At 65.7% G+C, this 25365-nt stretch carries 18 protein-coding genes; 11 read left to right on the top strand and 7 right to left on the bottom strand.

The features are described from left to right. The first annotated feature begins 11 nt into the window (after nt 1-11). Together EYF70_RS27735 and EYF70_RS27730 are read left to right on the top strand one after the other, a co-directional pair. Nucleotides 12-1460, top strand: a complete 1449-nt coding sequence (locus tag EYF70_RS27735) for a lipopolysaccharide biosynthesis protein (protein WP_131148253.1) — start codon at nt 12-14, stop codon at nt 1458-1460. Beyond that, nucleotides 1460-1756, top strand: a complete 297-nt coding sequence (locus EYF70_RS27730; protein WP_131148252.1) for a 2Fe-2S iron-sulfur cluster-binding protein — start codon at nt 1460-1462, stop codon at nt 1754-1756. Before EYF70_RS27735 ends, EYF70_RS27730 begins: the two co-directional genes overlap by 1 nt. Nucleotides 1757-1814: 58 nt before the next feature. Here EYF70_RS27730 and EYF70_RS27725 read toward each other — a convergent pair whose 3' ends face one another. After that, on the bottom strand, nt 1815-2129 hold the full coding sequence (locus EYF70_RS27725; RefSeq protein WP_131148251.1) for a hypothetical protein: 315 nt from the start codon (nt 2127-2129) through the stop codon (nt 1815-1817). A gap of 98 nt (nt 2130-2227) precedes the next feature. Here EYF70_RS27725 and EYF70_RS27720 point away from each other — a divergent pair, with 98 nt between their 5' ends. Both EYF70_RS27720 and EYF70_RS27715 read left to right on the top strand, forming a co-directional pair. Then, entirely contained in the window at nt 2228-2497 is a 270-nt protein-coding gene (locus EYF70_RS27720; protein WP_131148250.1) for a MoaD/ThiS family protein, read from the top strand. Between the two features lies 1 nt (nt 2498). Next, nucleotides 2499-3593, top strand: a complete 1095-nt coding sequence (locus EYF70_RS27715; protein ID WP_131148249.1) for a WD40/YVTN/BNR-like repeat-containing protein — start codon at nt 2499-2501, stop codon at nt 3591-3593. Nucleotides 3594-3644: 51 nt separating this feature from the next. On the opposite strand, the gene EYF70_RS27710 is transcribed toward EYF70_RS27715, so the two are convergent. Next, nucleotides 3645-4250 carry a TetR/AcrR family transcriptional regulator gene (locus EYF70_RS27710; RefSeq protein WP_131148248.1) on the bottom strand — a complete coding sequence of 202 codons (606 nt, stop codon included), beginning with the start codon at nt 4248-4250 and terminating at the stop codon, nt 3645-3647. Between the two features lie 145 nt (nt 4251-4395). Here EYF70_RS27710 and EYF70_RS27705 point away from each other — a divergent pair, with 145 nt between their 5' ends. After that, the gene (locus EYF70_RS27705; RefSeq protein WP_131148247.1) at nt 4396-5418 is read left to right on the top strand and encodes an MBL fold metallo-hydrolase; all 1023 of its coding nucleotides are present in this window, start codon (nt 4396-4398) and stop codon (nt 5416-5418) included. A 116-nt stretch (nt 5419-5534) separates the two neighbouring features. Then, a complete protein-coding gene (locus EYF70_RS27700) occupies nt 5535-7574 on the top strand; it encodes a 3'-5' exonuclease (RefSeq protein WP_131148246.1) in 2040 nt (679 codons plus the stop codon). A gap of 90 nt (nt 7575-7664) precedes the next feature. Here the strand turns inward: EYF70_RS27700 and EYF70_RS27695 are convergent, their stop codons facing one another. Continuing rightward, complete coding sequence (locus EYF70_RS27695; RefSeq protein ID WP_131148245.1) at nt 7665-10151, bottom strand: TonB-dependent receptor; 2487 nt, start codon at nt 10149-10151, stop codon at nt 7665-7667. Nucleotides 10152-10362: 211 nt separating this feature from the next. Here EYF70_RS27695 and EYF70_RS27690 point away from each other — a divergent pair, with 211 nt between their 5' ends. The 5 genes from EYF70_RS27690 (at nt 10363) to EYF70_RS27670 (ending at nt 16826) form a co-directional block, all read left to right on the top strand. Next, on the top strand, nt 10363-11355 hold the full coding sequence (locus EYF70_RS27690) for a LacI family DNA-binding transcriptional regulator (RefSeq protein ID WP_229420592.1): 993 nt from the start codon (nt 10363-10365) through the stop codon (nt 11353-11355). 89 nt (nt 11356-11444) lie between these two features. Beyond that, nucleotides 11445-13766, top strand: a complete 2322-nt coding sequence (locus EYF70_RS27685; protein ID WP_229420591.1) for a glycoside hydrolase family 65 protein — start codon at nt 11445-11447, stop codon at nt 13764-13766. Beyond that, nucleotides 13763-14521, top strand: a complete 759-nt coding sequence (gene pgmB / locus EYF70_RS27680) for a beta-phosphoglucomutase (protein ID WP_229420590.1) — start codon at nt 13763-13765, stop codon at nt 14519-14521. Before EYF70_RS27685 ends, pgmB begins: the two co-directional genes overlap by 4 nt. Further along, nucleotides 14485-15747 (top strand): MFS transporter, encoded by a 1263-nt coding sequence (locus EYF70_RS27675; RefSeq protein WP_131148242.1) that lies wholly within the window; start codon nt 14485-14487, stop codon nt 15745-15747. The genes pgmB and EYF70_RS27675 overlap by 37 nt, the downstream gene beginning before the upstream one ends. Nucleotides 15748-15815: 68 nt before the next feature. Continuing rightward, complete coding sequence (locus EYF70_RS27670; RefSeq protein WP_131148241.1) at nt 15816-16826, top strand: substrate-binding domain-containing protein; 1011 nt, start codon at nt 15816-15818, stop codon at nt 16824-16826. 97 nt (nt 16827-16923) lie between these two features. Here EYF70_RS27670 and EYF70_RS27665 read toward each other — a convergent pair whose 3' ends face one another. The 4 genes from EYF70_RS27665 to EYF70_RS27650 form a co-directional block, all read right to left on the bottom strand. Further along, on the bottom strand, nt 16924-17139 hold the full coding sequence (locus EYF70_RS27665) for a hypothetical protein (RefSeq protein ID WP_131148240.1): 216 nt from the start codon (nt 17137-17139) through the stop codon (nt 16924-16926). Nucleotides 17140-17158: 19 nt separating this feature from the next. Continuing rightward, entirely contained in the window at nt 17159-18049 is an 891-nt protein-coding gene (locus EYF70_RS27660; protein ID WP_131148239.1) for a phytanoyl-CoA dioxygenase family protein, read from the bottom strand. A gap of 174 nt (nt 18050-18223) precedes the next feature. Next, complete coding sequence (icmF, locus tag EYF70_RS27655) at nt 18224-21526, bottom strand: fused isobutyryl-CoA mutase/GTPase IcmF (protein ID WP_131148238.1); 3303 nt, start codon at nt 21524-21526, stop codon at nt 18224-18226. 198 nt (nt 21527-21724) lie between these two features. Next, nucleotides 21725-25306 (bottom strand): indolepyruvate ferredoxin oxidoreductase family protein, encoded by a 3582-nt coding sequence (locus EYF70_RS27650; protein WP_131148237.1) that lies wholly within the window; start codon nt 25304-25306, stop codon nt 21725-21727. Nucleotides 25307-25365: the final 59 nt, after the last annotated feature.

Raw genomic sequence — 25365 nt, 5'->3', positions numbered from 1 at the left:
AACACCCCCGCATGTCATTGAAGAAGGACGTCCTGCACGGACTGAAATGGGTCGCCGGTGCCAAGTTCGCCAGCCAGATCATCAGCTGGGTCATCACGATCATCGTGATGCGCATGCTGGTGCCGGCCGATTATGGCCTGATGGCGATGGCTTCCGTGTTTCTCGCCTGGTGCGCCATGTTCGTCGAGATGGGCCTGGCGCCGGCGCTCGTGCAGGCCAAGGAAGTGTCCACCCAGAAGCTGCGCCAGGCCTATGGCCTGTTCACGCTCGTCAATTTCGTCGTGGTGCTGCTGCTGGTGGCGTGCGCGCCGCTCGCCGAGCGCTTCTTCGCCGAACCGCACCTGGCCGACCTGATCCGGCTGATGTCGCTGCAATTCGTGCTGGCACCGTTCGGCCTGGTCTCCGAAGTGCTGCTGCAGCGCGGCCTGAATTTCCGCGCCCGCTCGCTGCTGGACCTGTCGCAGTCCGTGCTCACCGCCTTCGTCACGCTGGCGCTGGCATGGTGGGGCATGGGGGTATGGTCGCTGGCGCTGGGCATCATCGTCGCCGCGCTCTACCGCACGATAGCGGTCAACGTCGTCGCGCCGTTCCCGCACCTGCCGCTGTTTTCCTGGCAGGGCATGCGTGCGCTGCTGACGTTCGGCGGCAAGGTATCGGCCTCGCGCTTCCTGTGGTTCTTCTTCACCCAGGCCGACACGGTGATCATCGGCCGCACGCTGGGCGGCGAAATCCTCGGCGTGTATTCGGTGGCGCTGCACCTGGCCAGCCTGCCGGTACAGCGGGTGTCCGGCATCCTGAACCAGGTCGCGTTCCCCGCGCTGGCGCGTTACCAGAACGACCGCGCCGCGATCGCCCGGCAATTGCTCAAGGCATTCGAGCTGGTGTCGCTGGTCGCGTTCCCGATCCTGTGGGGCATGGCGGCAACCGCCAGCGACATCGTGCTGGTCTTCCTCGGCGCGCACTGGCGGGAAGCGATCCTGCCGCTGCAGGTGCTGTCGCTGATCATGCCATTCCGCACCGTGGTGCAGTTCCTGCCCGCCGTCACCGACGCCGTCGGGCGCCCCGGCATCGCGCTGCAGAACGGCATCGTCGCGTGCACGGTGATGCCGCTTGCCTTCTATGCGGGAACGCACTGGGGCATCTTCGGCGTCGCCATGGCCTGGGCACTGGTGTATCCGTTCGTCCTGCTGATCAACATGCACCGCATGCTGGGCGTGATCGGGCTCACGATGGGCGAAGTGGCGATGCGGATGCTGCCGGCGATGCTGTCCGGCGCCGCCATGTGCGCGGCCGTGACGGGTGTGCACGGCCTGCTGGACCAGGTGGTGGACCGCCGGATCGCGCTGGCGATCCAGGTGGCGGCCGGCGCCGCCGGCTACCTGGCGGCGAGCTGCCTGCTCAATCGCGCGGCCGTCGTCGAAGTCTGGGGCATGCTGCGCCGCAAGCGGCAGGTCGCCTGATGGCGATGCACCGCGTTCGTGTCCTGCCAAAGGAATTCGAGTTCGATGCGCAGGAAGGCGAAACCCTGTTGCGCGCCGCCGAGCGCGCCGGCATCCGCCTGCCCAGCTCCTGCCGCAACGGCACCTGCCGTACCTGCCTGTGCGGCAGCGACGGCGGCCCCGTGCGCTACCTCGTCGAATGGCCCGGCCTGTCGTTCGACGAGCGCCTGGCGCACGACGTGCTGCCCTGCGTGGCGGTGGCGGAAGGCGACATCACGCTGTTCGCTCCGGCGGCGCGCAAGCTGCCACCCGCCTAGTTTCGGTGCGCAAGCTGCCATCGTCCCTGCGCCGGGGCGTGATGCCGGCGCGGCCAGCCTAGCCGGCGCTGCCGCCATTGCGCAACCGGGCCAGCAGCGCTTCGGTCTGCTCGTTCAGCGGCTGGCCATGGCGCCGCAGCAGCTGCACGTGCAGTACCAGGTTTTCCAGCACCAGCTTGGCGGAAACGGCCAGCAGCGTGATCTGGCGATCCGCCTCGCTGAACGATTCCATCTTGTCGGCCATCTCGCACAGGTGGCTGGCGACAAGGCCCCGCAAGTCTTTTTCGTCGAACGGCAAGTCGGCGAAATCGATCGGGTCCTCGAGCTCCACTTCCTGCATCAGGGTTTCCAGTTCCTGCTGGGTAATCGACATCGGCAGCTCCCGTGTTGCTTTCCATCCGTCATGCATTCATTGTAGGCCAACGGGCCCGGCAACCGCGCTAGAATCACTGCACCCCGGAGGCGATTCCCTTGGCGCTCATCATCTTCACACAACAACTGGCGCGTTTCCTGCCTGTGCCGCAGCTGGTCACGCAGGCAGCCACCTTGCGCGCCGCGCTCGACGAAGTGGCCGCCGCCGACCCGCGCCTCGGCGCGTATGTGCTGGACGACCAGGGCCGGCTGCGCGCCAACGTGGTGGCCTTCATCGATGGCCGGCGCTGCCATGACCGCGCCTTGCTGGACGATCCCATCCGGCCCGATTCCACCATCCACATCCTGCAGGCACTTTCCGGAGGTTGACATGACGGCGCAAGCATTCATCGCTACCCGCAAGGGATTGTTCGAACTGGCCAGGGAGGAGGGCGCCTGGCGCCTGTCCGCGCCGCACTTTCCCGGCGATCCGGTATCGATCGTGTTGCACGACGGGCGCGACGGCGCAACCTACGCGGCGCTGAACCTGGGCCACTTCGGCGCCAAGCTGCACCGGCGCGATGCCGGCAGCGCGGCCTGGACGGAAGTCGCCGTACCGGTCTATCCGCCCAAGCCGGAGGGCAGCGACGACAAGACCGACTGGACCATGAAGCAGATCTGGGCGCTGGAAGCCGGCGGTCCCGACCAGCCTGGTGTACTGTGGGCCGGCACCTTGCCGGGCGGCCTGTTCCGCTCGAACGACCGCGGCGACAGCTGGCAGCTGGTCGAATCGTTGTGGAACGTCCCCGGGCGGGCGCAGTGGTTCGGCGGCGGCTATGACACGCCGGGCATCCACAGCATCTGCGTCGACCCGCGCGACAGCGCCAGCGTGCTGGTCGGCGTTTCCTGCGGCGGCGCATGGCTGACCAGCGACGGCGGTGAAACGTGGTCGCTGCGCACGCAAGGCATGGCGGCACGCTACATGCCGCCGGAACTGGTCCACGATGGCGCGGCGCAGGACCCACACCGCATCGTGCGCTGTGCCGGCATGCCCGATGTGCTGTGGTGCCAGCACCATAGCGGCATCTGGCGTTCGGTGGACAATGGCGAGCGCTGGGAAGAAGTGGAAGCGCCGGCGTCGTCGTTCGGCTTTGCCGTCGCCGTGCATCCCGCCGATGGCCATACGGCATGGTTCGTGCCGGCCATTGCGGACCAGCAGCGGGTGCCGGTCGGGGCGGCGCTGGCCGTCAACCGCACGCGCGACGGCGGCACCACCTTCGAAACGGGACGCGCCGGCCTGCCACAACGGGATTGCTACGATCTCGTCTACCGGCATGGCCTGGCCGTGGCCAGCGATGGCGCTACCTTGCTGATGGGATCGACGACTGGGGGACTGTGGCTGTCGGACGATGAAGGAAGCAGCTGGCAAGCCATCTCGGCCCACCTGCCCCCCATCTATGCGGCAAGGTTTGCCGACCTGCGCTGAGCGCGCGATCGGGCAGCGGCTGTCACGACCTTCTGCCTGGCTGCCAGGCGCTCACGCGCCCCAGTAGCACAGGAACATGTCGACGGCCGTCTCGACCACCGCCGTCTCCTGCGCCTCGTCCAGTCCCGGCTGGGCCATCGCCACCTGCGGCCAGAACGCAAACGTCTTCAACTGGCCCTGCAGCACGGTGGCCATGAACGCTGGATCGCCCGCCTTCAGCTTGCCGTCCGCCTGGGCGGCGCGCAGCAGCGCGGCCGCGCCTTCTTCCTTTTCCGACAGCTTCGCCACCATGCTGCGTGCCCGTTCGGGTGTATGGATCGCTTCGGCGATCGCCACGCGCGCCAGGTCGAGGAAATAGGGATCGCGCAGCAGCGCCACCTTCTGGCGCAGCAACTCCATCAGTTGCGTCCGCAGCGGCTGGTCGGCGCGGTAAAGCGCCGGGGCGGCACTGGCGCTGCAATCCCACAGCTCTTCGAGAATCTGGGCGAACAGGTCGTCCTTGCTGGGGAAATGGTTGTAGACGGTGCGTTTCGATACCCCGGCGGTGGCCGCCACGCGGTCCATCGACGTGGCATCGAAGCCGTTGGAACGGAATTCGGCGATCGCCGCCTGCACGATGGCGGCACGCTTGCGGTCTGTAAGGCGGGAAGTCGTCATGCCGCCATTTTACACCGGGTAGTTTACTTTTCCCCAGCCGCGGGCTACACTGCAAACTACACTGTGTAGTGTACTTATTATGCCGGTGTAGTGAACAAGGTAATGCAATGTGCCAGGCCATTGTCCGCCCCGAAAAAGGATTCCCATGCAAACGACTACCGCCCACGTCTCGCCCCAGGTCCACAAGGGCCGTTTCCGTAACCCGGCGCGGATGCAGCGCGGCAGCCTGGGCAAGATGCTCGGGATCATGTGGCGGGCGCTGTTCGACAAGCCGGCCGGCACCATCCCCGCCATGCCGATCCCGGTTCAGGCGATGACGCGGACCGCCATCGAGGCAGCCCCGGACCAGACCGTGTGGCGGCTCGGGCATTCGACCGTGCTGCTGAAGCTCGAAGGCGGGCTGTGGCTGACCGACCCCGTCTTCGCGCGCCGGGCTTCGCCGTTCAGCTGGCTGGGCCCGGCGCGTTTCCATGCGCCGCCCGTGGCGCTCGACGACCTGCCGCCGCTCGAAGGCGTGATCCTGTCGCACGACCACTACGATCACCTCGATCGGGCCGCGGTCCTGGCACTGGCGGCCAGGACTGCGCACTTCATCGCGCCACTCGGCGTTGGCGACCGCCTCGTGAAATGGGGTATCCCGGCTGGCAAGGTACGGCAACTGGACTGGTGGCGTTCCATCAAGCTGGGCAATGTCGAGCTCACGTGCACCCCGGCGCAGCATTTCTCCGGTCGCGGCCTGTCTGATGGCAACAGCACGCTGTGGTGCTCATGGGTCATCGCGGGCGCCACCCGGCGCGTATTCTTCAGCGGCGACTCCGGCTACTTCCGCGGCTTCAAGGCGATCGGCGACCGCTTCGGCCCGTTCGACCTGACGATGATCGAAACCGGCGCCTACGACGAGCAATGGCCGGACGTGCACATGCAGCCGGAGCAAACCCTGCAAGCGCATATGGACCTGCGCGGCAAGGTGCTGTTGCCGATCCATAACGGCACGTTCGACCTGGCCTTCCACATCTGGCAAGAGCCGCTGGAGCGGATTGCCGCGCTGGCGGTCCAGCACGGCCAGTCCCTGGCCACGCCCGTCATCGGCGCGCCGCTGTCGCTGGACGAGCCCGACGCGCCGCAGCGGTGGTGGCGTACCGTGCAGGAAAGCGCTCCCGTGCTGTAGGGCGCCCGGCCGGGCGTTTCCGCATCGGGGTGGCGATCACGTATAGTGGCGCCGGCGACCCGCCGCATTCCCGTGCGGCGGCGCGAAATCGTCACGACCGACAGCAAGGAAACCCCATGGCGCACACCCCCAGCCCCGAACAGGCAGACATCCTCCATTCCCGGGCCAGCGTGGTGCACATCGATGCCGTGGCCGGCGCAGGCAAGACCACCACGATGGCCATGATCGCCCGCGACGCCTGTGCCCGCGGCCTGGGGCCCGCCGCGATCGCGTGCCTGGCGTTCTCGGCCGGTGCCCGGAAGCGTTTCGCACAAAAGCTCGCGGAAGAGGGCGCGCCAGCGGGGCTCGTCGTGAGCACCGTCGGCGACCATGCGTTGCGCCATTTGAACAAGCTCATGAGCACTGGCATGCTGGACTTGCCGCCCCGGATCACCGGGCGGGAGATGCGCGAGCGGCTCGTGCAGGCGGCCGAACAAGTCTGGCAGCGCTACGAGCGCGCCGGCATCGCCACCGATTTCGACTTCGGCATCGAGCACAGCACCGATCGCATCGATCACCTGCTGCAAGTGCTGCGGCAGCTGAAGGCGGCCTTGAAGACGCACCAGTTCACGGAAGACGATTTCCGTTCCGTCGACCTGCATGAAATCAGCGAGGAACATGACTTGCCGGTGCAGCTGATCGAGATCTGCGCCGAGTATGAGCGGCTGCGGGAACCGTCGCCCGGCGAGTTCGCCTGGCAGGCGGAAGACGACTTCGTGCCGGACCTCGTGCGCCTGCTGGCCCTGTATCCGGCCGCCCTGGATCACCTGTGGCACGCAGCGCTGTATCTGGTCGATGAATGGCACGACGTGAATGCCGCCGAGTTCAAGCTGATCGCCCTGCTGAAACGGCGCGGCAGGCTGGTCGTGGTCGGTGACCGCGACCAGGTGATCGATGAAGCGCGCGGCGCCGAGCTGCGCTTTTCCGCCGAGACGTTCCTGGCCGCGTATCCGGAAGCGGTGCGCTTCCCGCTGCGCAGATCGCGCCGCTTCGGACCCTCCGTATCGCGTGCCGTGTCCCGCCTCACGTCCCGGCAGGTGGAGTCGTTCGAAGGGCTGCATACGGTGCAGCACAAGCTGCGCTACGCGCCACCCGTTCCCGGCAGCTGTGCGGCGGCGGTGATTGCGCACGCCAGGAAAGTGCACGAGGCCGAGCAGGGCGTGCAATGGTCCGACATCGCGATCATCACGCGCGATGACGACCAGAGCATCGACATCGAAAATGCCCTGATCGATGCACGCATCCCCTACCGCTGCGAAGACGTGGTGTCCTACCTGCTGCGCCCGGAGATCCTGTTCATGCGCGCCTTGCTGCACATCGTCAGCGGCCACTACGACACGCTGGAAAAGGATGCATCGACCGTGCAGGCCATGGTGAGCGCGCTGGCGGCCTTCGTGTCGATGCCCGCCGACCGGCAGCAATTCGAGGTCGACTACATGAAGACGGGCCGGTCGCCACGCAAGACGCCGCTGGAAGAAGCGATCGAGTCGGTGCAGGGGACACCGTCCGCGCTGCGCTGGTTTTTCGACGGCATCGTGGCCACGCACCGGGAAACGGACAGCCAGCTCACCCGGAACTGGAAAGCCAGATTCGGGGCCTGCGTCGCGGAACTGACGGCGAACAGTGCCAGCCTGCCCACGGCGGCGGCGGTATTGCAGGCGGTCCAGCGGATGGTGGACTTGCCCGCCGCGGTCGGCAGGGCGGTGCCGAGGCGCAGCGAGGCCGATTCCGCGGTCAGGTCGATCCGCAGTTTCACCCAGTTCGCCGAGGCGTGCGGCAAGATGTCGATCGCGCAGTTCCTGACCGAACTGCGCGGCCGGCAGGGCAAGCTGTCGGCCCGCACGGACGCGCAGCGCCATCGCGCCCAGCTGGTGCTGACCACGGTGAGGGCGGCCAAGGGCCAGGAATGGGATCACGTCATCCTGCCGTACCTGGAGCGGGGCGAATTCCCCCGCACGGCGAACCTGGCCGAAGAGAAGCGCTTCCTGTATGTTGCGATGACGCGCGCCCGCGCCAGCCTGGCGCTCGCGGAACCCGATGACGGTCATCGCGAGTTGTGGAGCTCCCTGCTGCATGGGGTTGCGGCACGTACCGGCGCTGGTGAGCCAGCGCCATAAAAAAAGCGGCCCGCGGGCCGCCAAAAGCGAGAACGAAGCGTGCGGCCTTGGATCCGCACAGGCTCCTGGGACAGTTCTCGATGAAAACGCTCAGAACCGGTACATGACCGACGCTTCCCACGTGCGGCCGAACAGCGGCCGGGCATTGATCGGGCCGCTGCCGCCCGTGGTCAGGCGCGAGTTGCCTTCGGTGAGGCCCAGTTCGTTCGACAGGTTGTTGCCGCTGACGCGGAACTCGATCTTCTCGCCCAGCCGGAACACGGCGCCGGCGTCGACGGTCTTGTAGGACGGCAGGTATTGCAGGTTGGCCTGGTCCGCCCAGCGTTCGCCGATATACGTGTAGGTGCCATACACCCGCAGCTCGTTGTCGCCCATCGGAATGCGGTATGACGGCGTGAAGCGCCCCTGCAGCTTCGGCTGCCGCTGCACGCGCTTGCCCGCCGTGACCGGATTGTCCTTGTATTCCGAATCCTGCCAGTTGCCCGTCAGCGTCAGCGTCAGGTCGCGTACCGGGCGCAGGCCCAGTTCGAATTCCACGCCATGGCCCTTGGAACCGCTGACGGAGTTCAGCAGCGTGCCGTCGGCGAGGATCTGCTGGAAGGCGATGCCATCGAAATCGGTGCGGAAGTAATTCACATACGCGCTGTACAGCGGGGTCGCCGTCTTGAAGCCGATCTCGAACTGCTCGATGGTCGGCGTCGGCAACAGGCCGCGGTCGTCGACGTTGGCCTGGGTGCCGGCATTGCGCAGGTCGTCGAACGCCACGAAGGTGTGGCCCTTGTTGGCGCGGGCGAACACGCTGGCATCGCGCCCCAGCTTGAAGTTGCCGCCGATCGTGAAGGACGTGGCCGAATCGGTGCGCGTCAGCGCGGTATTCGCGCCGGTGGGCATCGACGTGCCGTTGTTGTACACGGTCAGCGGGTTGTTGTCCGTATCGCCGGTCGCCAGGCGCGACACCGTCGCATCGAGCTTTTGCCGCTCGCGGCGCAAGCCGCCATCGACCTTGATCCGGTCGTTGACCTTCCATTCGTTGGCGATGAACAGTGCGGTGTTGCTGCCGTCATACGATGCGATGGGCGCGAAATTGACGGGACCTTCCTTGCCCTGGTTGGAGACGATCACGCCGTTGTCGAGCCGCACGTCGATCAGCCGGGCATTCGGCACGGCCGTCATCAGGTGGCTGTTGCCCAGGTACCAGACGTCGTCCGACGAATAACTGGCAAAGTAGCCGCCGATCGTGACAGTGTTGTCCTTCATCCATTCGCGGCTGACGCGGATCTCGTCGGTGGCCGATTGCAGCTGCTTTTCCACGGCCCACAGGCCCGCCTGCACCACCTGCTGGGTGTCAGCGACCGGCGTGCCATCCAGGTAGGTGGCGCTGGCGGCGGTGGCGGTGCGGCCCGGCACGGCGCCACGGTGCGTGGCCAGCGCGCTGGACAGGTAAGCGCCCATCGACAGCGGATTGTTCCCGGTAAACATGGCGATGGTGTTCAGGTCGCCATCGAAATAATTGAACTTGTTCGACACGCTCCAGCCGGCGATGGTTTGCGCGAAATCGATGCCGAACACCGTCGACTTCAAGCCGCGGCCATCGCCAAGGTCATAGTCCAGCGTACGCCCTGGGCCGGCCTCGACCGTGAAGCGCCGCATCTCGCCGCTCATCAGCGTTCCCGTCAGCGGATCGAAGCCCGGGAATTCCGTGATGGTGCGGCCCTCGTTCGACGAGATCAGCGGCACGCCCGTGTAGAACGCGTTCTTGTCGTCGGTGCGGCGGGCATAGAAGGTGACCTCGCCCGCATCGAGCTTGCGCGTCAGCGTGGCCGTGATCTGGCTGCCCTTGTCCGCCGGGAAGCCGGCATCGCGCACGCCACGGGTGTTGCGGTAGAAACCGCCCACCGTGCCGTACCAGTTGTCGGCAATCTTGCCGCCATAGAATACGTCCATGCGGCGCAGTTCGCCGGTGCCCGTCGAGAAGCGGATCGAGCCTTCCGGGGTGTCGGTGCCTTTTTTCAGGATGAAGTTCATCGTCGCACCCGGCTGGCCGTTCGAGAAGATCGTGCTGGGGCCGCCGCGCAACACTTCCACGCGCTCGATCGTGTCATCCAGGCGGAATGCCGACGAACCTTCGAAGAACGACAGCGTCGGCACCGGGTAGATCGGGTTACCCATCAATTGCACCGACACGAAGGGCGAATCGGAACCGGACGGGAAGCCGCGCACTTCGATGTTGGCGCCGGACTGGCCGCCCGTGGCTTCGGCATACACACCCGGGACCAGCTTCAGGATATCGGCCGTGCTGATCGGGGCGGCCTGCCGCAACTGTTCCTCGCTCGCGGTGGTGATCGAAAACGCCGAGTCGAGCTTGCGCACGCCGCCGGTGGCGACACCGGTCACCACTACCTGCTGGATTTCGGTCTGCACGGCATCGCTGCCCTGTTGCGCCCCGGCGCCCGAAGCACCGGCCGTGTCCTGCACGGCGGGCGGGGCCGGGCTCTCTTGCGGCGTGGCCGCGCGCGCCTGGCTGGCCAGCGCAAGAATGGCGAGGGAAATCGAGGACAGCAGGAATCTGTTGTTCATGGCGGGGTGCTTTCTTGTAGGGATTGTCGTCTCCGGACAATGCGCTGGGGGAACCGGCGCTGCCGTGTATTCGTCAGGCCATCTGGCCATCGTGCAAACATTGAAACGCAAAAATGATATCGATGTCAATCAAAATGCTATCGATGTCATTTTGCGTGACAAGCGTGGCCGATCTGTCATAATGCGCCGACATTTTCCTTCAGGACGACCCATGGCCACTGCGAAGACCGACACCGGATTGACGATGGAAGACCTGGCCGTGCTGGCCGGCGTCTCCACGATCACCGTGTCGCGGGCATTGCGCAACAGCCCGCTGGTGACGGAAGCCACCCGCGAAAAAGTGCGGCGCGTGGCCGAAGAACAGGGTTACCGCTTCAATGTGAGCGCTCGCAACCTGCGCATGGGCCGATCGTATTCCGTCGCGGTTGTTGTAGAAATGACACCCGCGAAGGGCCGGCCGATGTCCGATCCCTATCCATTGGAGTTGCTGGGCGGCATCACCCAGGAGTTGACGACGGCGGGCTACAGCGTCGTGCTGACGTCGAAGCAATTGCTGGACACGGCGCCGGTGCAGGGTGCCGACGGCCTGATCCTGCTGGGCCAGGGATCGCATGGCGAAGCGGTGACGGCGCTGAAGAAAACCGGCCGGCCGCTGGTCGTCTGGGGCGCGCCCGAGCCCGGTTCGGACACGGTGGTGGTCGGCAGCGACAACCGCAAGGGCGGCGCCAGCGCGGCGCAGCGCTTCCTCGAGCAGGGCCGTACCCGGCTGGTCTTCCTCGGCGATGTCGACCATGCCGAAGTGCAGGAACGCTGCGCCGGTTTCATCGATGCGCTGGGGGGCCAGGGGAGCGTGCACATCATGCGGCCCAAGGCTTTTACCTTTGAGGCGGGCTTCGCCTGCATTTCCGCACTGCTGAAGAAAAAAAACCAGCCCTTCGATGGCGTGTTTGCCGCCAGCGACCTGCTGGCGATGGGAGCGATCCGGGCATTGGCCGAGAAAGACCTGCGCGTGCCGGAAGTCGTCTCCGTCATCGGCTACGACGATACCCCGGGCGCCGCGAGCTTCATCCCGCCGTTGACGTCGGTACACCAGTACCTGCGCGATGGTGGCGTGCTGCTGGCAAAGAAAATGCTGGACCTGATGAACGGCCAGCCTGCCGTCTCCGAAATGCTGCCCACGACCCTGATGGTGCGGCACACCTGAGCTGATGTGATGTAACGAATGCGCCGCCGCACGGCGGATCGTCCGCTGTGGCGCAATTATCCAAACCGGTTTGAATGAGTGAGGAGCCTGTGATCCAACCACCCAAGCAACGCTTTGCCCCCGACCCATGGTGCTTGCGCGAAACCGCGCCCGACCCTGCCACCCATTTCCTGCACGAGACCCTGTTCGCCCTCGGCAATGGCTATATCGGCGTGCGCGGCACGGCCGAGGAGGGCTGGAGCGGGCCCGCCGGCACCTCGCGCGACGGTACCTACCTGAACGGCTTCTACGAGTCGGAGCCGATCCACTATCCGGAAACGGCCTATGCGCTGGCAAAGACCAACCAGTTCATGTTGAACGTGCCCAACGCCAAGGGCCTGGCGATCTGGCTGGACGAGGAACGCTTCGACCCGCTGCAGGGCACATTGGATGCCTACGAACGGTCGCTCGACCTGCGCCGCGGCGTGCTGGAACGGTCGCTGCGCTGGACATCGCCTTCCGGCAAATCGATCGCCGTCCACAGCCGGCGCGTGGTCTGCTTCGACAACAAGCACCTGCTGGCGCTGGAAATCACGGTGACGCCACTGAACTTCTCCGGCACCCTCCGCATCGTTGCCACCCTCGATGGCGCCGTGCGCAACCTGGAAGCGGGCGACGACCCGCGCGTGGGCTCGGCCGTGTCGGGGGCATCGCTGGAACTGCTGTCGGCCGAACAGGAAGACGGCTTCAGCGCGCTCGTGCAGCGCACCCGCAACAGCGGCTTCACGCTGGTCAGCGCCACCCTGGTGGACGCGCCGGGCACCGTCCGGTGCAGCCGTGCCGCCCTGCGCCTCGAAGACGCCTGCGAGGTGCCGGCCGTACAGGGCCAGCCGGTGCGCGCCACCAAGTACGTGTCGTATCACACGTCGCGCGATTATCCGGAAAGCGAGCTGCTGCCCCGCAGCCGCGCGCTGCTCGACGCAGCGCGGCGCGACGGGTTCGACGCCCTGGCAGCCCGGCAGGCCGACTATCTGGCCGATTTCTGGCGCCAGGCCGACGTGGAAATCGATGGCGACGACCTGCTGCAGCAAGGCATCCGCTTCAACCAGTATCACCTGCTGCAATCGGCGGGGCGCGACGGCAAGACCAACATCTCGGCAAAGGGCGTGACGGGCGAGGGCTACGAGGGCCATTATTTCTGGGATACGGAAATCTACATCTTCCCCTTCTTCCTGTACAACAAGCCGGAAATCGCCCGCGCGCTGCTGGAGTACCGCTGGGCCGGCCTGGAGGCCGCACGCCGCCGCGCGCGGCAGATGTCGCACCCGAAAGGCGCGCTGTACCCGTGGCGCACCATCGCCGGCGAAGAATGCTCCGCTTACTTCCCGGCCGGCACCGCGCAATACCATATCAATGCCGATATCGCCTATTCGATCCGCCAGTACCTGGACGCCACCGGCGACGACGACTGGATGCGCGCGCACGGCGCCGAGATCGTCATGGAGACGGCGCGCATCTGGCTCGGCATCGGCAGCATCGACCGGCACGGCCGCTTCGTCATCAATGAAGTAACGGGGCCCGACGAATACACGGCCCTCGTGAACAACAACTACTACACGAATGCGATGGCGCAGGCGCACCTGGAATTCGCCGCCGCACTGGCCGCCCGCCTGGCGACCGAATTCCCCGCGGACTTCAGCCGTATCGCCAGCGCGATGGCGCTGGAAGCAGGCGAGCCGGAAGCGTGGCGCAGCGCCGCCGCGAAGATGCACCTGCCGTATGACGAGGCCTTGGGCATCCATGAACAGGACGACAGCTTCCTGTCCAAGAAGCGCTGGGATTTCGACAGTACGCCGGCGGAAAACTATCCGCTGCTGCTGCATTACCACCCGATGGTGATCTACCGCCACCAGGTGTGCAAGCAGGCCGACGTGGTGCTGGCGCTGCTGCTGCTGTCCTCCCGCTTCGGGCTGGACGACAAGCGCCGCGACTTCGACTACTACGAGGCGGTGACGACGCACGACTCGTCGCTGTCCTCCTGCATCTTTTCCATCGTGGCGGCGGAGGTGGGCTATGCCGACAAGGCGTACGACTACTTCATGGAAACGGCGCGCATGGACCTCGACGACACCCACGGCAATACCTGCCATGGCGTGCACACGGCCGCCATGGCCGGTACCTGGCTCGGTGTCGCGCAAGGTTTCGGCGGCATGCGCACCGACGGCGGCACGCTGCGGTTCGCGCCCACGCTGCCGGCACGCTGGCGCGGCTACCGCTTCCGCATCCACCTGCGCGGCTGCCTGCTGGAAGTCGGCGTCGCGGCGGCCGGCACCCGCTACCGCCTGGTGCAGGGCGATGCCCTGCATTTTTCCCACCACGGCAAGGCGATCACACTGACGGCCGCCCAGCCTGAACACATGGAGGCAGCATGACCAGCAGCATAAGCACCAGCATGAGCCGTGGAATGAAGCGGTACCAGGCCGTGATCTTCGACCTCGATGGCGTGATCACCGATACCGCCCGCTACCACTACCTGGCCTGGCAACGGCTGGCCGATACGCAGGGCGTGCATTTCGACGAAGCGTTCAATGAACACCTGAAGGGGATCGACCGCATGGGATCGCTCGAACTGATCCTCGCCGCATCGCCGCGCCGCTATACCGATGCCGAAAAGCTGGCGCTGGCCACGGAAAAGAACGAGCATTACAAGGAGCTGATCGCCACGATGACGCCCGCCGACCTGCTGCCCGGCGCCACCGCGGCGCTCGACGCGGCGCGTGCCGCCGGGCTGAAGATCGGCCTGGCGTCCGTCAGCCGCAATGCCTTTACCGTACTGGACCGGCTTGGCATTACCCACCGCTTCGACTACGTCGTCGATGCCGGCACGATCGCCAGGGGCAAGCCGGATCCGGAGATTTTCCTGAAGGCGGCGCGCGAACTGGGCGTGGTGCCAGGCGATTGCTTCGGCGTGGAGGATGCGGTGGCCGGCGTTGCCTCGATCAAGGCGGCCGGCATGTTTGCCGTGGGCGTCGGCGATCCACGCGTGCTGGCCGCGGCGGACGTGGTGATACCGGACCTGACGGCGTTCCGCATCCCCTGCACCGCCATCACCAATAAAACAACGATAACAAGCAAAACCAAGGAGACACCATGCAACGGCGCCGCATCCTGTTCATCCTGTTCCTGATCTACTTTGTCTTCGCGATCCTGTTGAACAGCGTGGGCACGGTGATCCTGCAGGTCATCAACAACTATGGCGTCGGCAAGTCCGCCGCCAGCGTGCTCGAAGGGTTCAAGGACCTGCCGATCGCGATCGTTTCCTTCCTGGTCGCCTCGTTCCTGCCACGGCTGGGCTACAAGCGGGCGATGCTGATCGGACTGGCGATCGTCACCTGCGCATGCCTGGCGATGCCGCTGGTGCCGGGGTTCGCCACGGCCAAGCTGCTGTTTCTGTCGGTGGGCGTGGCGTTCGCGCTGACCAAGGTATCGGTGTATTCCACGCTGGGGCTGATCGCCACCAGCCGCAAGCACCATGCTGGCATGATGAACACGCTGGAAGGCTTCTTCATGGTCGGCGTGCTGTGCGCGTACTGGATGTTCAGCTTCTTCATCGATTCAAGCGATCCGGCGTCGCGCAGCTGGCTGAACGTGTACTGGCCGCTGGCTGCCCTGTGCGCCGTCACGTTCGTGCTGCTGGCCACCACCACGTTCGACGAACGGCTCGCCGCGCTGCCGGCCGAACGGACACCCGCCCAGGATTTCGCCGCGATGCTCAAGCTGTTCTTCAAGCCGCTGGTCTGCATCTTCGTCGTCACCGCGTTCCTCTACGTGCTGATCGAGCAGAGCGTCGGTACCTGGCTGCCCACGTTCAACAACGAGATCCTGAAGCTGCCGGCGGCAATGAGCGTTCAGGTGACGAGCATCTTCGCGGCGTGCCTGGCGGCGGGCCGGCTGTCGGCTGGCGTCGTGTTGCGGCGCGTGCACTGGTATCCGGTCATGAACGGCTGCCTGGTCGGCATGGCCGCCGTCGTGCTGCTCGCCCTTCCGCTGACACATGGCGTGATCGCCAATCCGGATGTCACATGGTTCACCGCGCCGCCGGCAGCATTCCTGTTCCCGCTGATCGGGCTGTTCATGGCACCGATCTACCCGGGCATCAATTCAGTGATGCTCAGTTCGCTACCGCCGCACCAGCATTCGGCGATGACCGGCCTGCTGGTGATCTTCTCGGCACTGGGCGGCACCACCGGTTCGCTGGTCACCGGCTATGTGTTCGGCGCCTTCAGCGGCCACACCGCGTTCTACCTGACCCTGGTGCCGATCGCAGTCGTGCTGGTGATGCTGTTCTTCTTCCGCCGCGCCGTCGAAGGAGCCAGCGGCGGCGAAGTATCTTCCATGAACTGTCCGCGATGAACTGTCCGCTATGAAGTGTCCGCTATAATCGGCGGCCAGCACTGACGGCCGCCCGGCACCATCCCCGCATGAACCTGAAAGCCCTGGCCGACGCGCTCGGCATGTCGAAGACCACCGTCAGCCGTGCGCTGAACGGCTACCCCGAAGTTTCCGAGACCACCCGCGAGCGTGTGCTGGCCGCGGCCGCGGCCAGCGGCTACCGCGCCAACCCGGTGGCGCGCCACCTCGCGGTCGGCCGCAGCAACGTGCTCGGCATCATTTACCCGCTGCTGCCGGCGGACCTCGGCGATCCGATGTTCCTGGACGTGGTGGGCGGGGTTTCCGCCGCACTGGAAGCGGCGGGAATGAATTTCATCATCGTGCCCGTGTCGCCCGCCAATGAACTGCGCTCCTACCAGCAGATGGTGCAGGGGCGCCGGGTGGACGGATTGATCGTCAGCCGCACGCAAGTCAACGATCCGCGCATCGCGTATTTGCTGGAAGCCGGTTTTCCGTTCGTGGCCCATGGCCGTACCGCGAGCGCCGGGTCGCACGCCTGGTTCGACTACGATAATGCGGCGGGAATCCGCTCTGCGGTCGATGCGCTGGTGGCGCAGGGCCATCGCCGCATCGCGCTGCTGGGCTCACCCGTCATGCTCAGTTTCGCGCGCCAGCGCCGCGACAGTTTCATTGCCAGCATGGCCGGCGCCGGCTTGCAGCCGGCGGCCGGGCACGTGATCGAAGCGGCGATCGACCGGCGCGGCGGCCATGAAGCGATGCGCCGGTTGCTGGCGACCGACCCGCCGCCCACCGCGGTCATCGTCGACAACCACTTGTCCGGTGTCGGTGCCGTGCGTGCCTTGCTGGATGCCGGCATCGCGATCGGCCACGACATGTCGTTGATCGTCTGGGGGCGCATGGCCGATGGGCTGGCCGGCCTCGATGTCACGACGATCGACCAGCCCGATGCGGTGGCGGCGGGAACGAAGATGGGAGAGATGTTGCTGGCGCTGCTGAACGGCGTGCCGGCAACGCAGTTGCAGGCCTTGTGGCAGCCGGTGCTGGTACCCGGCGCAACGGTCGGGCGTGCGCCGGATTGAAGGATCAGGGTTGACGTTCGAGGGTTGACGTTCGAATGTTGACGTTCGAATGTTGACGTTCGAATGTTGACGTCCGAGGGGCGGGGCTGGGCGCTGCTCAGCCCTTCCGGCGCCGGGGCGGCACGGTGCGATCCGGTTCGTCCACCGCGGCAAGGCCGTTGGCGGCATAGCCGCCGTGCTGCAACAGGTCGGAAAAGGTGCGCCGGCGGATTTCGTCGCGCAGCAGTTCGGCCACTACCTGCGATTTCAGCAGGCCCATCTCGCCGGCCTCTTCGGCCAGGTCGCGCGGCAGGTTGATTTCGATTGTCGTCATGGGCAGCAAGGTCTCTCGGTCAGGCCAGGATCAGGCGGTTGATGTAGGGGTCGAAAGGGAAGGGGCCGGCATACGGTTCCGGTTCATACACATAGGCATAGCTGCGAAACAGCGAGTACTGGATCTGCAGCATCAGGCGGGGCTTGCCGACGGGTGGCGCCCCCTTGTGCACGCCGGCGGTATCCACGGCAAAGCCGAAGCCGCGCTCGCCGACCGCCATGATCAGCCGCTCCTCGCCGTATTCGCGGCTCACTTCGCCATCGGACTGGATCTTCAGCCGTACCGGTGCGCGTGTCCGGTGCGTGCCGCGCACATACACGTGCGGGCCGTCATCCGGTCCCACGTCGGTCAGGTAGACGATCACCTTGAAGTAGCGCCAGTCTTCGGAATCGCGGTGGAACGTCTGCAGGTCCGAGCGCTGGCCGGCTGCCGGAAACGACCAGCGCACGCCCAGCTGGGAAATCGTGGGCTTGCAGCCGATGTAGCGCTCGGCCAGTTCGAGCAGCCGGCTGTCGTTGGCCAGCGCCAGGATATGCGGGCAGCGCACGATGTCGCGCAGGCTGTATTCCGCCAGCCGCGCCGCCGGCGGCACCCGGGCCAGCGTGAAGGTGGAAGCATCGTCCTGCCGGTCCGTGAGGATCTTGTCGGCCAGGTAAGCCCGGATGTCATCGCACTGGGCGGTGGTCAGCACGTTGCCCAGCGCCGCATAGCCTTCGGCGTGCAGGCCGTCCAGCAACTGCGTGCGTGCCGGCACGGGTGCGCGCTTACCGTGGCGCACGCGTATCCAGTTGCGGAACAGGCGCACGCACAGGCCCCGCAGGGGCGGTGAAACGATGATGCGCTGGAGGTAGTACAAGAAACTGTTGGCGGGCTTGAAGCCATGTCCTGGCGTCAGTCTTGCGTATCTCATATGGGGCTCCACCGGGGCCAGGGAATGAGATACGAAGTTAGCGTGGGGGAAGATTGCGGTATTGACGCTCAGCAGTACTGTGAAGCAGGACAACGGTTGGCGGGATGAGCGGATTGATGCAGATCAGCAGGGCCGCCACGCGTGCCAGCATGTGTGGCGGCCGAGGACAAGAGCCTACATATTGCGCCGGTACTGGCCACCGGTCTCGAACAGCGCATTGGTGATCTGGCCCAGCGAACAGACCCGCACCGCGTCCATCAGTTGCTCGAACACGTTACGGTTGTCGATCGCCGCCTGCTGCAAGGCGGCCAGGGCAGCCGGCGCGGCATCCGCGTGGCGTGCCTGGAAGTCGGCCAGCCGGCGCAACTGCGACTGCTTCTCGTCGTCCGTCGAGCGCGCCAGTTCGATCGTCTGCGGGGCTTCCACGCCCTTGGGATTGCGGAACGTGTTGACGCCGATGATCGGCAGCGAACCATCATGCTTCCGGTGCTCGTACAACAGCGACTCTTCCTGGATCTTGCCGCGCTGGTAGCCGGTTTCCATCGCCCCCAGCACGCCGCCCCGTTCCGCGATGCGCTCGAACTCCTGCAGCACGGCTTCTTCCACGAGGTCGGTCAGCTCGTCGATGATGAACGCGCCCTGGTTGGGGTTTTCGTTCTTCGCCAGCCCCCATTCGCGGTTGATGATCAGCTGGATCGCCAGCGCGCGGCGCACCGATTCGTCGGTGGGCGTGGTGATCGCTTCGTCGTAGGCATTGGTGTGCAGCGAGTTGCAGTTGTCGTAGATCGCGATCAGTGCCTGCAGCGTGGTGCGGATGTCATTGAAGTCGATCTCCTGCGCGTGCAGCGAACGGCCGGAAGTCTGGATATGGTACTTCAGCTTCTGGCTGCGTTCGTTCGCGCCATACTTGTCGCGCATCGTCACGGCCCAGAGGCGCCGTGCCACGCGGCCGAGCACGGTGTATTCCGGGTCCATGCCGTTCGAGAAGAAGAACGACAGGTTCGGCGCGAAGTCGTCGATGTGCATGCCGCGCGCGAGGTAGGCTTCGACAAAAGTGAAGCCGTTCGACAGCGTGAAGGCCAGTTGCGAGATCGGATTGGCCCCGGCCTCGGCGATATGGTAGCCGGAGATCGACACCGAGTAGAAATTGCGCACGCCGTGGTGGACGAAGTATTCCTGGATGTCGCCCATCACCTTCAGTGAAAACTCGGTGGAGAAGATGCACGTGTTCTGTCCCTGGTCTTCCTTCAGGATATCGGCCTGCACCGTGCCGCGGACGTTCTGCAGCACCCACGCGCGGATCTTCGCCGCCTCGTCGTCGGTCGGCTGGCGGCCGTTCTGCGCCACGAACTTGTCCAGCTGCTGGTCGATCGCGGTGTTCATGAACATCGCCAGGATGGTCGGCGCCGGGCCGTTGATCGTCATCGATACCGAGGTGGACGGGTTGCACAGGTCGAAGCCGTCGTACAGCACCTTCATGTCGTCCAGCGTGGCGATCGATACGCCGGAGTTGCCCACCTTGCCGTAGATGTCCGGCCGCGGGGCCGGATCGGCGCCATACAGCGTCACGGAATCGAAGGCGGTCGACAGGCGCTTCGCGTCGAGCCCCTCGGAGACCAGCTTGAAGCGGCGGTTGGTGCGGAACGCATCGCCCTCGCCGGCAAACATGCGTGTCGGATCCTCGCCCTCGCGCTTGAAGGCGAACACCCCCGCCGTGTACGGGAACGAGCCGGGCACGTTTTCCAGCATCAGCCAGCGCAGCAGCTCGCCATGGTCTTCGTACTTCGGCAGCGCCACCTTGCGGATCTTCGTGCCGGACAGCGTGTGCTGCACGAGCCCGGTGCGGATTTCCTTGTCGCGGATTTTCACCACGTATTCGTCGCCCGCGTAGGCGGCCTGCATGTCCGGCCACATGGCCAGCAGTTTCTTGGCCCCGCTGTCCAGCGCGTGATCGCGCTCGGCGATCACGTCATCGAAGTCGGCGCCCTTGCCGGCGGCCGACAGCATGCGTTTCGCTTCCGTCAATTGCTGGCGTTCGCGTGCCAGCACGGCCTGCCGGCGCACCTGCTTGTGGTAGCCGCGCACGGTGTCGGCGATCTCGGCCAGGTAGCGCGCCCGGGCCGGCGGCACGATCACGTTCTTGCCGGACGAGAAGCGCACATCGACGCGCGGCAACTGGCCCGGCTGCGTGCGCAAGCCGAATTGCGCCAGCTTCGGCAGCAGGCCGTGGTACAGCGCGGTCACGCCATCGTCGTTGAAGCGCGATGCCTGGGTGCCGAACACGGGCATCTCGTCCGGCTGGCTGGTCCACAACTCGCGGTTGCGCTGGTACTGTTTCGCCACGTCGCGCAGCGCATCCTGCGCGCCCTTGCGGTCGAACTTGTTGATGGCGATGAAGTCGGCGAAATCGAGCATGTCGATCTTCTCGAGCTGGGAAGCGGCGCCGAATTCGGGCGTCATCACGTACATCGACACGTCCACGTGCGGCACGATCGCGGCATCGCCCTGGCCGATGCCGGAAGTTTCCACGATCACGAGGTCGAAGCCGGCCACCTTGCAGGCACGGATCACGTCCGGCAGCGCCTGCGAAATCTCCGACCCCGCCTCGCGCGTGGCCAGCGAACGCATGAAGACACGATGCCGCGGTTCGCCACCCTGGTGCCATGGATTGATCGCGTTCATCCGGATGCGGTCGCCCAGCAGCGCGCCGCCGGATTTGCGGCGCGACGGGTCGATCGAGATCACCGCGATGTTCAGGGCATCGTCCTGGTCGAGGCGGATGCGGCGGATGAGTTCATCGGTCAGCGACGACTTGCCGGCGCCACCGGTGCCGGTGATGCCGAGCGTGGGCACGCGTAGCGCATCGGCGGCTTCCGCCAGCTGCCGGCGCAGCGCCGCGTCGGCCTTGCCGTTCTCCAGCGCCGTGATCAGCTGGGCCAGCGGGCGGTGGCGCTCCACGATGGCGCCATCCTGGAGCGGTGCCAGCGACGTGGGCGAGTACTGCGACAGGTCGACGTCGCATTGCTGCACCATCCAGTCGATCATGCCTGCCAGGCCCATGCGCTGGCCATCTTCGGGGCTGAAGATGCGCGTCACGCCATACGCATGCAGCTCGGCGATCTCGGCCGGCACGATCACGCCACCGCCGCCGCCAAACACCTTGATGTGCGCGCCGCCGCGCTGGCGCAGCAGGTCGATCATGTACTTGAAGTATTCGACATGGCCGCCCTGGTAGCTGGAGATCGCGATGCCCTGCACATCCTCGGCCAGCGCGGCCGTCACCACTTCGTCGACCGAGCGGTTGTGCCCCAGGTGCACCACTTCCACGCCGTGCGACTGCAGGATGCGGCGCATGATGTTGATCGACGCATCGTGCCCGTCGAACAGCGAGGCGGCGGTGACGAAACGTACCTTGTTGGCCGGCCGCGGCGGTTGCGCATCGGCGGCGAGGGTCTTGGCGGAAGTCAGATCGTTCATGGAGTTCCCTGAGAATTCTGGCGGATCGCGATGATCCGATTATATGTCGCAATGGAGTTACGTTGACGTAAACGTAAATTAGCGCAAGAAGTTGCCCTAAAACCGGTGACAGGCTCCGATTTCCGGGAAATATTTCCCGGAAAATGGTGACTGTCACCGTTTTTATGTAAATCGGAGCCTGTCACCGTTTTTTGCCGGTCATGCGGCGTGCTGGTGCGAGCCGCCGAAGGCCGCCAGGAGGCGGGCCTGTTCGGCGTGGTAGGTCTCTACCGCCTTTTCCTTCACATGACCGAAGCCGCGGATTTTTTCCGGCAGGGCCGCCAGTGCCACGGCGGTGTCATAGTTTTCCGGCGTCAGGCGTGCCAGCACGTCGGCCATCACCTGCCGGTATTGGCCGATCAGTGCGCGTTCCATCTTGCGTTCCGCGGTGCGGCCGAAGATGTCGAGCGGGCCGCCGCGCAAGCCCTTCAGGCGCGCCAGCACCTGGAAGGCCTTCCACGTCCACGAACCGTATTCGGCTTTCACCAGCCGGCCCTGGGCATCCTTCTTCGCGAACACCGGCGGCGCGAGGTTGAATTTCAGCGTGAAGTCGCCTTCGAACTGGCTCTTCAACTGTTCGACGAATCGGCCATCCGTGTACAGCCGTGCCACTTCGTATTCATCCTTGTAGGCCATCAGCTTGGCCAGCGCTTTCGCCACCGCGATCGACAGCCGTTTCGACGGCATGCCCAGCGCGGCTTCGCGGTCGCGCACCTGTTCGACGAATTGCTGATACAGGCCGGCATAGGCGGCATCCTGGTAGCCGGTCAGGAAGTCGACACGCTTGCGCAGGATGCTGTCCAGGCTTTGCGGCATCTGCACCACCACCGCCTGCGCGGGCGTGGCGATCAGCTCGACGCGCTTGACATCGACCGCCGCGCGCCGTCCCCACAGGAAGCTTTTCTTGTTCGATTCGACGGCCACGCCGTTCATCTCGATCGCGCGCAGCAGCGCCGCCTCGGTGAGCGGAATGCGGCCGCGCTGCCAGGCATAGCCCAGCATGAACAGGTTGGCGGCGATCGAGTCGCCCATCAGCCCGGTCGCCAGCCTGGTCGCGTCGACGAAATCGGCGGCACCGGCGCCGCCCACCGACTCCTCGATCAGCGCGCGCACATCCGCCACCGGGTATTCCCAGTCGGCATTTTGCGCGAACGTGCCGGGCGGCTGTTCGTGCAGGTTCACGACGGCCAGCGTGCGGCCCGGGCGCATCTTGGCGATGGCATCCGCCGCGCCCGTGGTCAGCATGTCGCAGCCCAGCACGAGATCGGCCTCGCCGGTGGCGATGCGCTGGGCGCGCAGGTGCGCCGGCGACTGCACGATCTTGACATGCGACGTGACGGAGCCGTTTTTCTGCGACATGCCCGTCATGTCCAGCACCGAGGCCCCTTTGCCCTCGAGGTGCGCGGCCATGCCCATCAGCGCGCCCACGGTGATCACGCCGGTGCCGCCGATGCCGTTGATCAGGATGTTGTAAGGCTGCTCGCACGCCGGGATCAACGGCTGCGGCAGGGCGCCCCAGTCTTCCGTGTGGGTCTTGTCGGCCTTCGATTTTTTCAGCGTGCCGCCTTCCACGGTGACGAAGCTGGGGCAGAAGCCTTTGACGCACGAGTAATCCTTGTTGCAGCTGGACTGGTCGATCGTGCGCTTGCGCCCGAACTCGGTTTCCTTCGGCAGGATCGACACGCAATTGGACTGGATGCCGCAATCGCCGCAGCCTTCGCACACCGCCTCGTTGATCACCATGCGCTTGTCCGGATCCACCAGCTCCTTCTTTTTCCTGCGGCGCCGCTTCTCGGCTGCGCAAGTCTGGTCGTAGATCAGCACCGTGCAGCCGGCAATGTCGCGCAGTTCGCGCTGCACCGCATCCATCTCCTTGCGGTCGTGCAGCGTCACGAACGCGGGCAGGTTCGAGCGGTCCGCATAGCGGGACAGGTCTTCCGTCACCAGCGCGATACGCTTCACGCCTTCGGCGGCCATCTGCTGCGCGATCATCGGCACCGACACCGTGCCGTCGACCGGCTGGCCGCCCGTCATCGCCACCGCGTCGTTGTACAGGATCTTGTAGGTGATGTTCACCCTGGCCGCCACCGCGGCGCGAATGGCGAGATAGCCGGAGTGGAAATAGGTGCCGTCGCCCAGGTTCTGGAACACGTGCGGAACGGAGGAAAACGCCGCCTGCCCGATCCACGGCGCGCCTTCGCCGCCCATGTGCGTGGTCAGCTTGTTCATGTCCGGGTAGATCGACGTGGCCATCACGTGGCAGCCGATGCCGGCCAGCGCGAAGCTGCCTTCCGGTACCTTGGTCGATGTGTTGTGCGGGCAGCCGGAGCAGTAGAACGCGGGCCGGAACGGCGTGCTGATGGCCTTCTGCAGCACGGCATCCTTGGCATCGAGGAACACCAGCCGCGCCTTGATCTGGTCGCGGACATGCGGATCGGCCACATAGCGCTCGATGCGCGAGGCGATCACCCGGGCCACCTGGGATACCGAGAAATCGGCCTTCGGCGGCAGCAGCCATTCGCCGCGCGGCGCCACCCATTCGCCCTTGTCGTCGAACTTGCCGATCACGCGCGGGCGCACGTCGTCGCGCCAGTTATACAGCTGTTCCTTCAACTGGTATTCGACGAACTGGCGCTTTTCCTCCACCACCAGGATCTCGTCCAGCCCCTGGGCGAATTCGCGCACCGAGTCCGGCTCCAGCGGCCATGGCATCGAAACCTTGAACAGGCGCAGGCCGACCCTGGCCGCCATCGCCTCGTCGATGCCCAGTTCTTCCAGCGCCTCCAGCACGTCCAGGTAGGATTTGCCGGAAGCGATGATGCCCAGCTTCGCATCGGGGTTGTCGATCGTCGTGTGATTCAGCCTGTTTTCGCGCGCGTAGGCCAGTGCCGCATAGATCTTGTAGTCCTGCATCAGCGCTTCCTGGTTGCGCGCCTGCCGGCCCAGCGGCACGTTGGACAGCCGCGCATTCAGGCCGCCTTCCGGCATGTGGAAGTCCTGCGGCAATTTCACCTGCACGCGGAAGGGATCGGCATCCACCGACGAGGAGGATTCGACCGTATCGGCCAGCGCCTTGAAGGCCACCGCGCAGCCGGAAAAGCGCGACATGGCCCAGCCGTGCACGCCGAGATCGAGGTATTCCTGCACATTGCACGGGTACAGCACGGGGATCATGCAGGCCGAGAAGATATGGTCGGACTGGTGCGGCAGTGTCGACGAATAGGCGCCGTGGTCGTCGCCCGCCACCAGCAGCACGCCGCCGTGCCGCGCCGTGCCGGCATGGTTCATGTGCTTGAAGACATCGCCGCAGCGGTCCACGCCCGGGCCCTTGCCGTACCACATGGCGAACACGCCATCGTATTTCGCCGGGCCGACCAGGTCGACCTGCTGCGAGCCCCAGACAGCCGTTGCCGCCAGGTCTTCGTTCACCCCCGGCACGAACTGGACATGGTGGGCCTCCAGGTGCGGCTGCGTCTTCCACAGCGTTTCATCGAGGCCGCCCAGCGGCGAGCCGCGATAGCCGGAAATGAAGCCAGCCGTGTTCAAGCCAGCAGCCATGTCGCGTTTGCGCTGCATCAAGGGCAGGCGCACGAGGGCTTGTATGCCGGAGAGGAAGATCTTGCCGGAAGTGGCGGTGTACTTGTCGTCCAGGCTGACGTCGTTCAGGCGGACTGGCTGCGGGCCGTTCGCGCCGGGAAGCGGGGCGGCGGCACCGGGACCTTTGACCGAGGTATCGGGCATGGCTTGTCTCCAAAATCTTGTTTCGGTTGCGCCTGTGCCATCGCACTTCGGGTAGAAAC

The sequence above is a fragment of the Pseudoduganella albidiflava genome, from assembly GCF_004322755.1.
Classification (GTDB): Bacteria; Pseudomonadota; Gammaproteobacteria; order Burkholderiales; family Burkholderiaceae_D; genus Rugamonas; species Rugamonas albidiflava.
This window is presented reverse-complemented; position numbering and strand designations above follow the sequence as displayed.

What these genes read in the sequence shown, in the direction of transcription:
- EYF70_RS27660 (WP_131148239.1), bottom strand. Translation starts at nt 18,049, where the DNA reads ATGAGATACGCAAGACTGACGCCAGGACATGGCTTCAAGCCCGCCAAC.
- EYF70_RS27700 (WP_131148246.1), top strand. Translation starts at nt 5,535, where the DNA reads ATGGCGCACACCCCCAGCCCCGAACAGGCAGACATCCTCCATTCCCGG.
- EYF70_RS27690 (WP_229420592.1), top strand. Translation starts at nt 10,363, where the DNA reads ATGGCCACTGCGAAGACCGACACCGGATTGACGATGGAAGACCTGGCC.
- EYF70_RS27670 (WP_131148241.1), top strand. Translation starts at nt 15,816, where the DNA reads ATGAACCTGAAAGCCCTGGCCGACGCGCTCGGCATGTCGAAGACCACC.
- icmF (WP_131148238.1), bottom strand. Translation starts at nt 21,526, where the DNA reads ATGAACGATCTGACTTCCGCCAAGACCCTCGCCGCCGATGCGCAACCG.
- EYF70_RS27705 (WP_131148247.1), top strand. Translation starts at nt 4,396, where the DNA reads ATGCAAACGACTACCGCCCACGTCTCGCCCCAGGTCCACAAGGGCCGT.
- EYF70_RS27710 (WP_131148248.1), bottom strand. Translation starts at nt 4,250, where the DNA reads ATGACGACTTCCCGCCTTACAGACCGCAAGCGTGCCGCCATCGTGCAG.
- EYF70_RS27715 (WP_131148249.1), top strand. Translation starts at nt 2,499, where the DNA reads ATGACGGCGCAAGCATTCATCGCTACCCGCAAGGGATTGTTCGAACTG.
- EYF70_RS27665 (WP_131148240.1), bottom strand. Translation starts at nt 17,139, where the DNA reads ATGACGACAATCGAAATCAACCTGCCGCGCGACCTGGCCGAAGAGGCC.
- EYF70_RS27675 (WP_131148242.1), top strand. Translation starts at nt 14,485, where the DNA reads ATGCAACGGCGCCGCATCCTGTTCATCCTGTTCCTGATCTACTTTGTC.
- EYF70_RS27735 (WP_131148253.1), top strand. Translation starts at nt 12, where the DNA reads ATGTCATTGAAGAAGGACGTCCTGCACGGACTGAAATGGGTCGCCGGT.
- EYF70_RS27695 (WP_131148245.1), bottom strand. Translation starts at nt 10,151, where the DNA reads ATGAACAACAGATTCCTGCTGTCCTCGATTTCCCTCGCCATTCTTGCG.
- EYF70_RS27725 (WP_131148251.1), bottom strand. Translation starts at nt 2,129, where the DNA reads ATGTCGATTACCCAGCAGGAACTGGAAACCCTGATGCAGGAAGTGGAG.
- pgmB (WP_229420590.1), top strand. Translation starts at nt 13,763, where the DNA reads ATGACCAGCAGCATAAGCACCAGCATGAGCCGTGGAATGAAGCGGTAC.
- EYF70_RS27730 (WP_131148252.1), top strand. Translation starts at nt 1,460, where the DNA reads ATGGCGATGCACCGCGTTCGTGTCCTGCCAAAGGAATTCGAGTTCGAT.
- EYF70_RS27650 (WP_131148237.1), bottom strand. Translation starts at nt 25,306, where the DNA reads ATGCCCGATACCTCGGTCAAAGGTCCCGGTGCCGCCGCCCCGCTTCCC.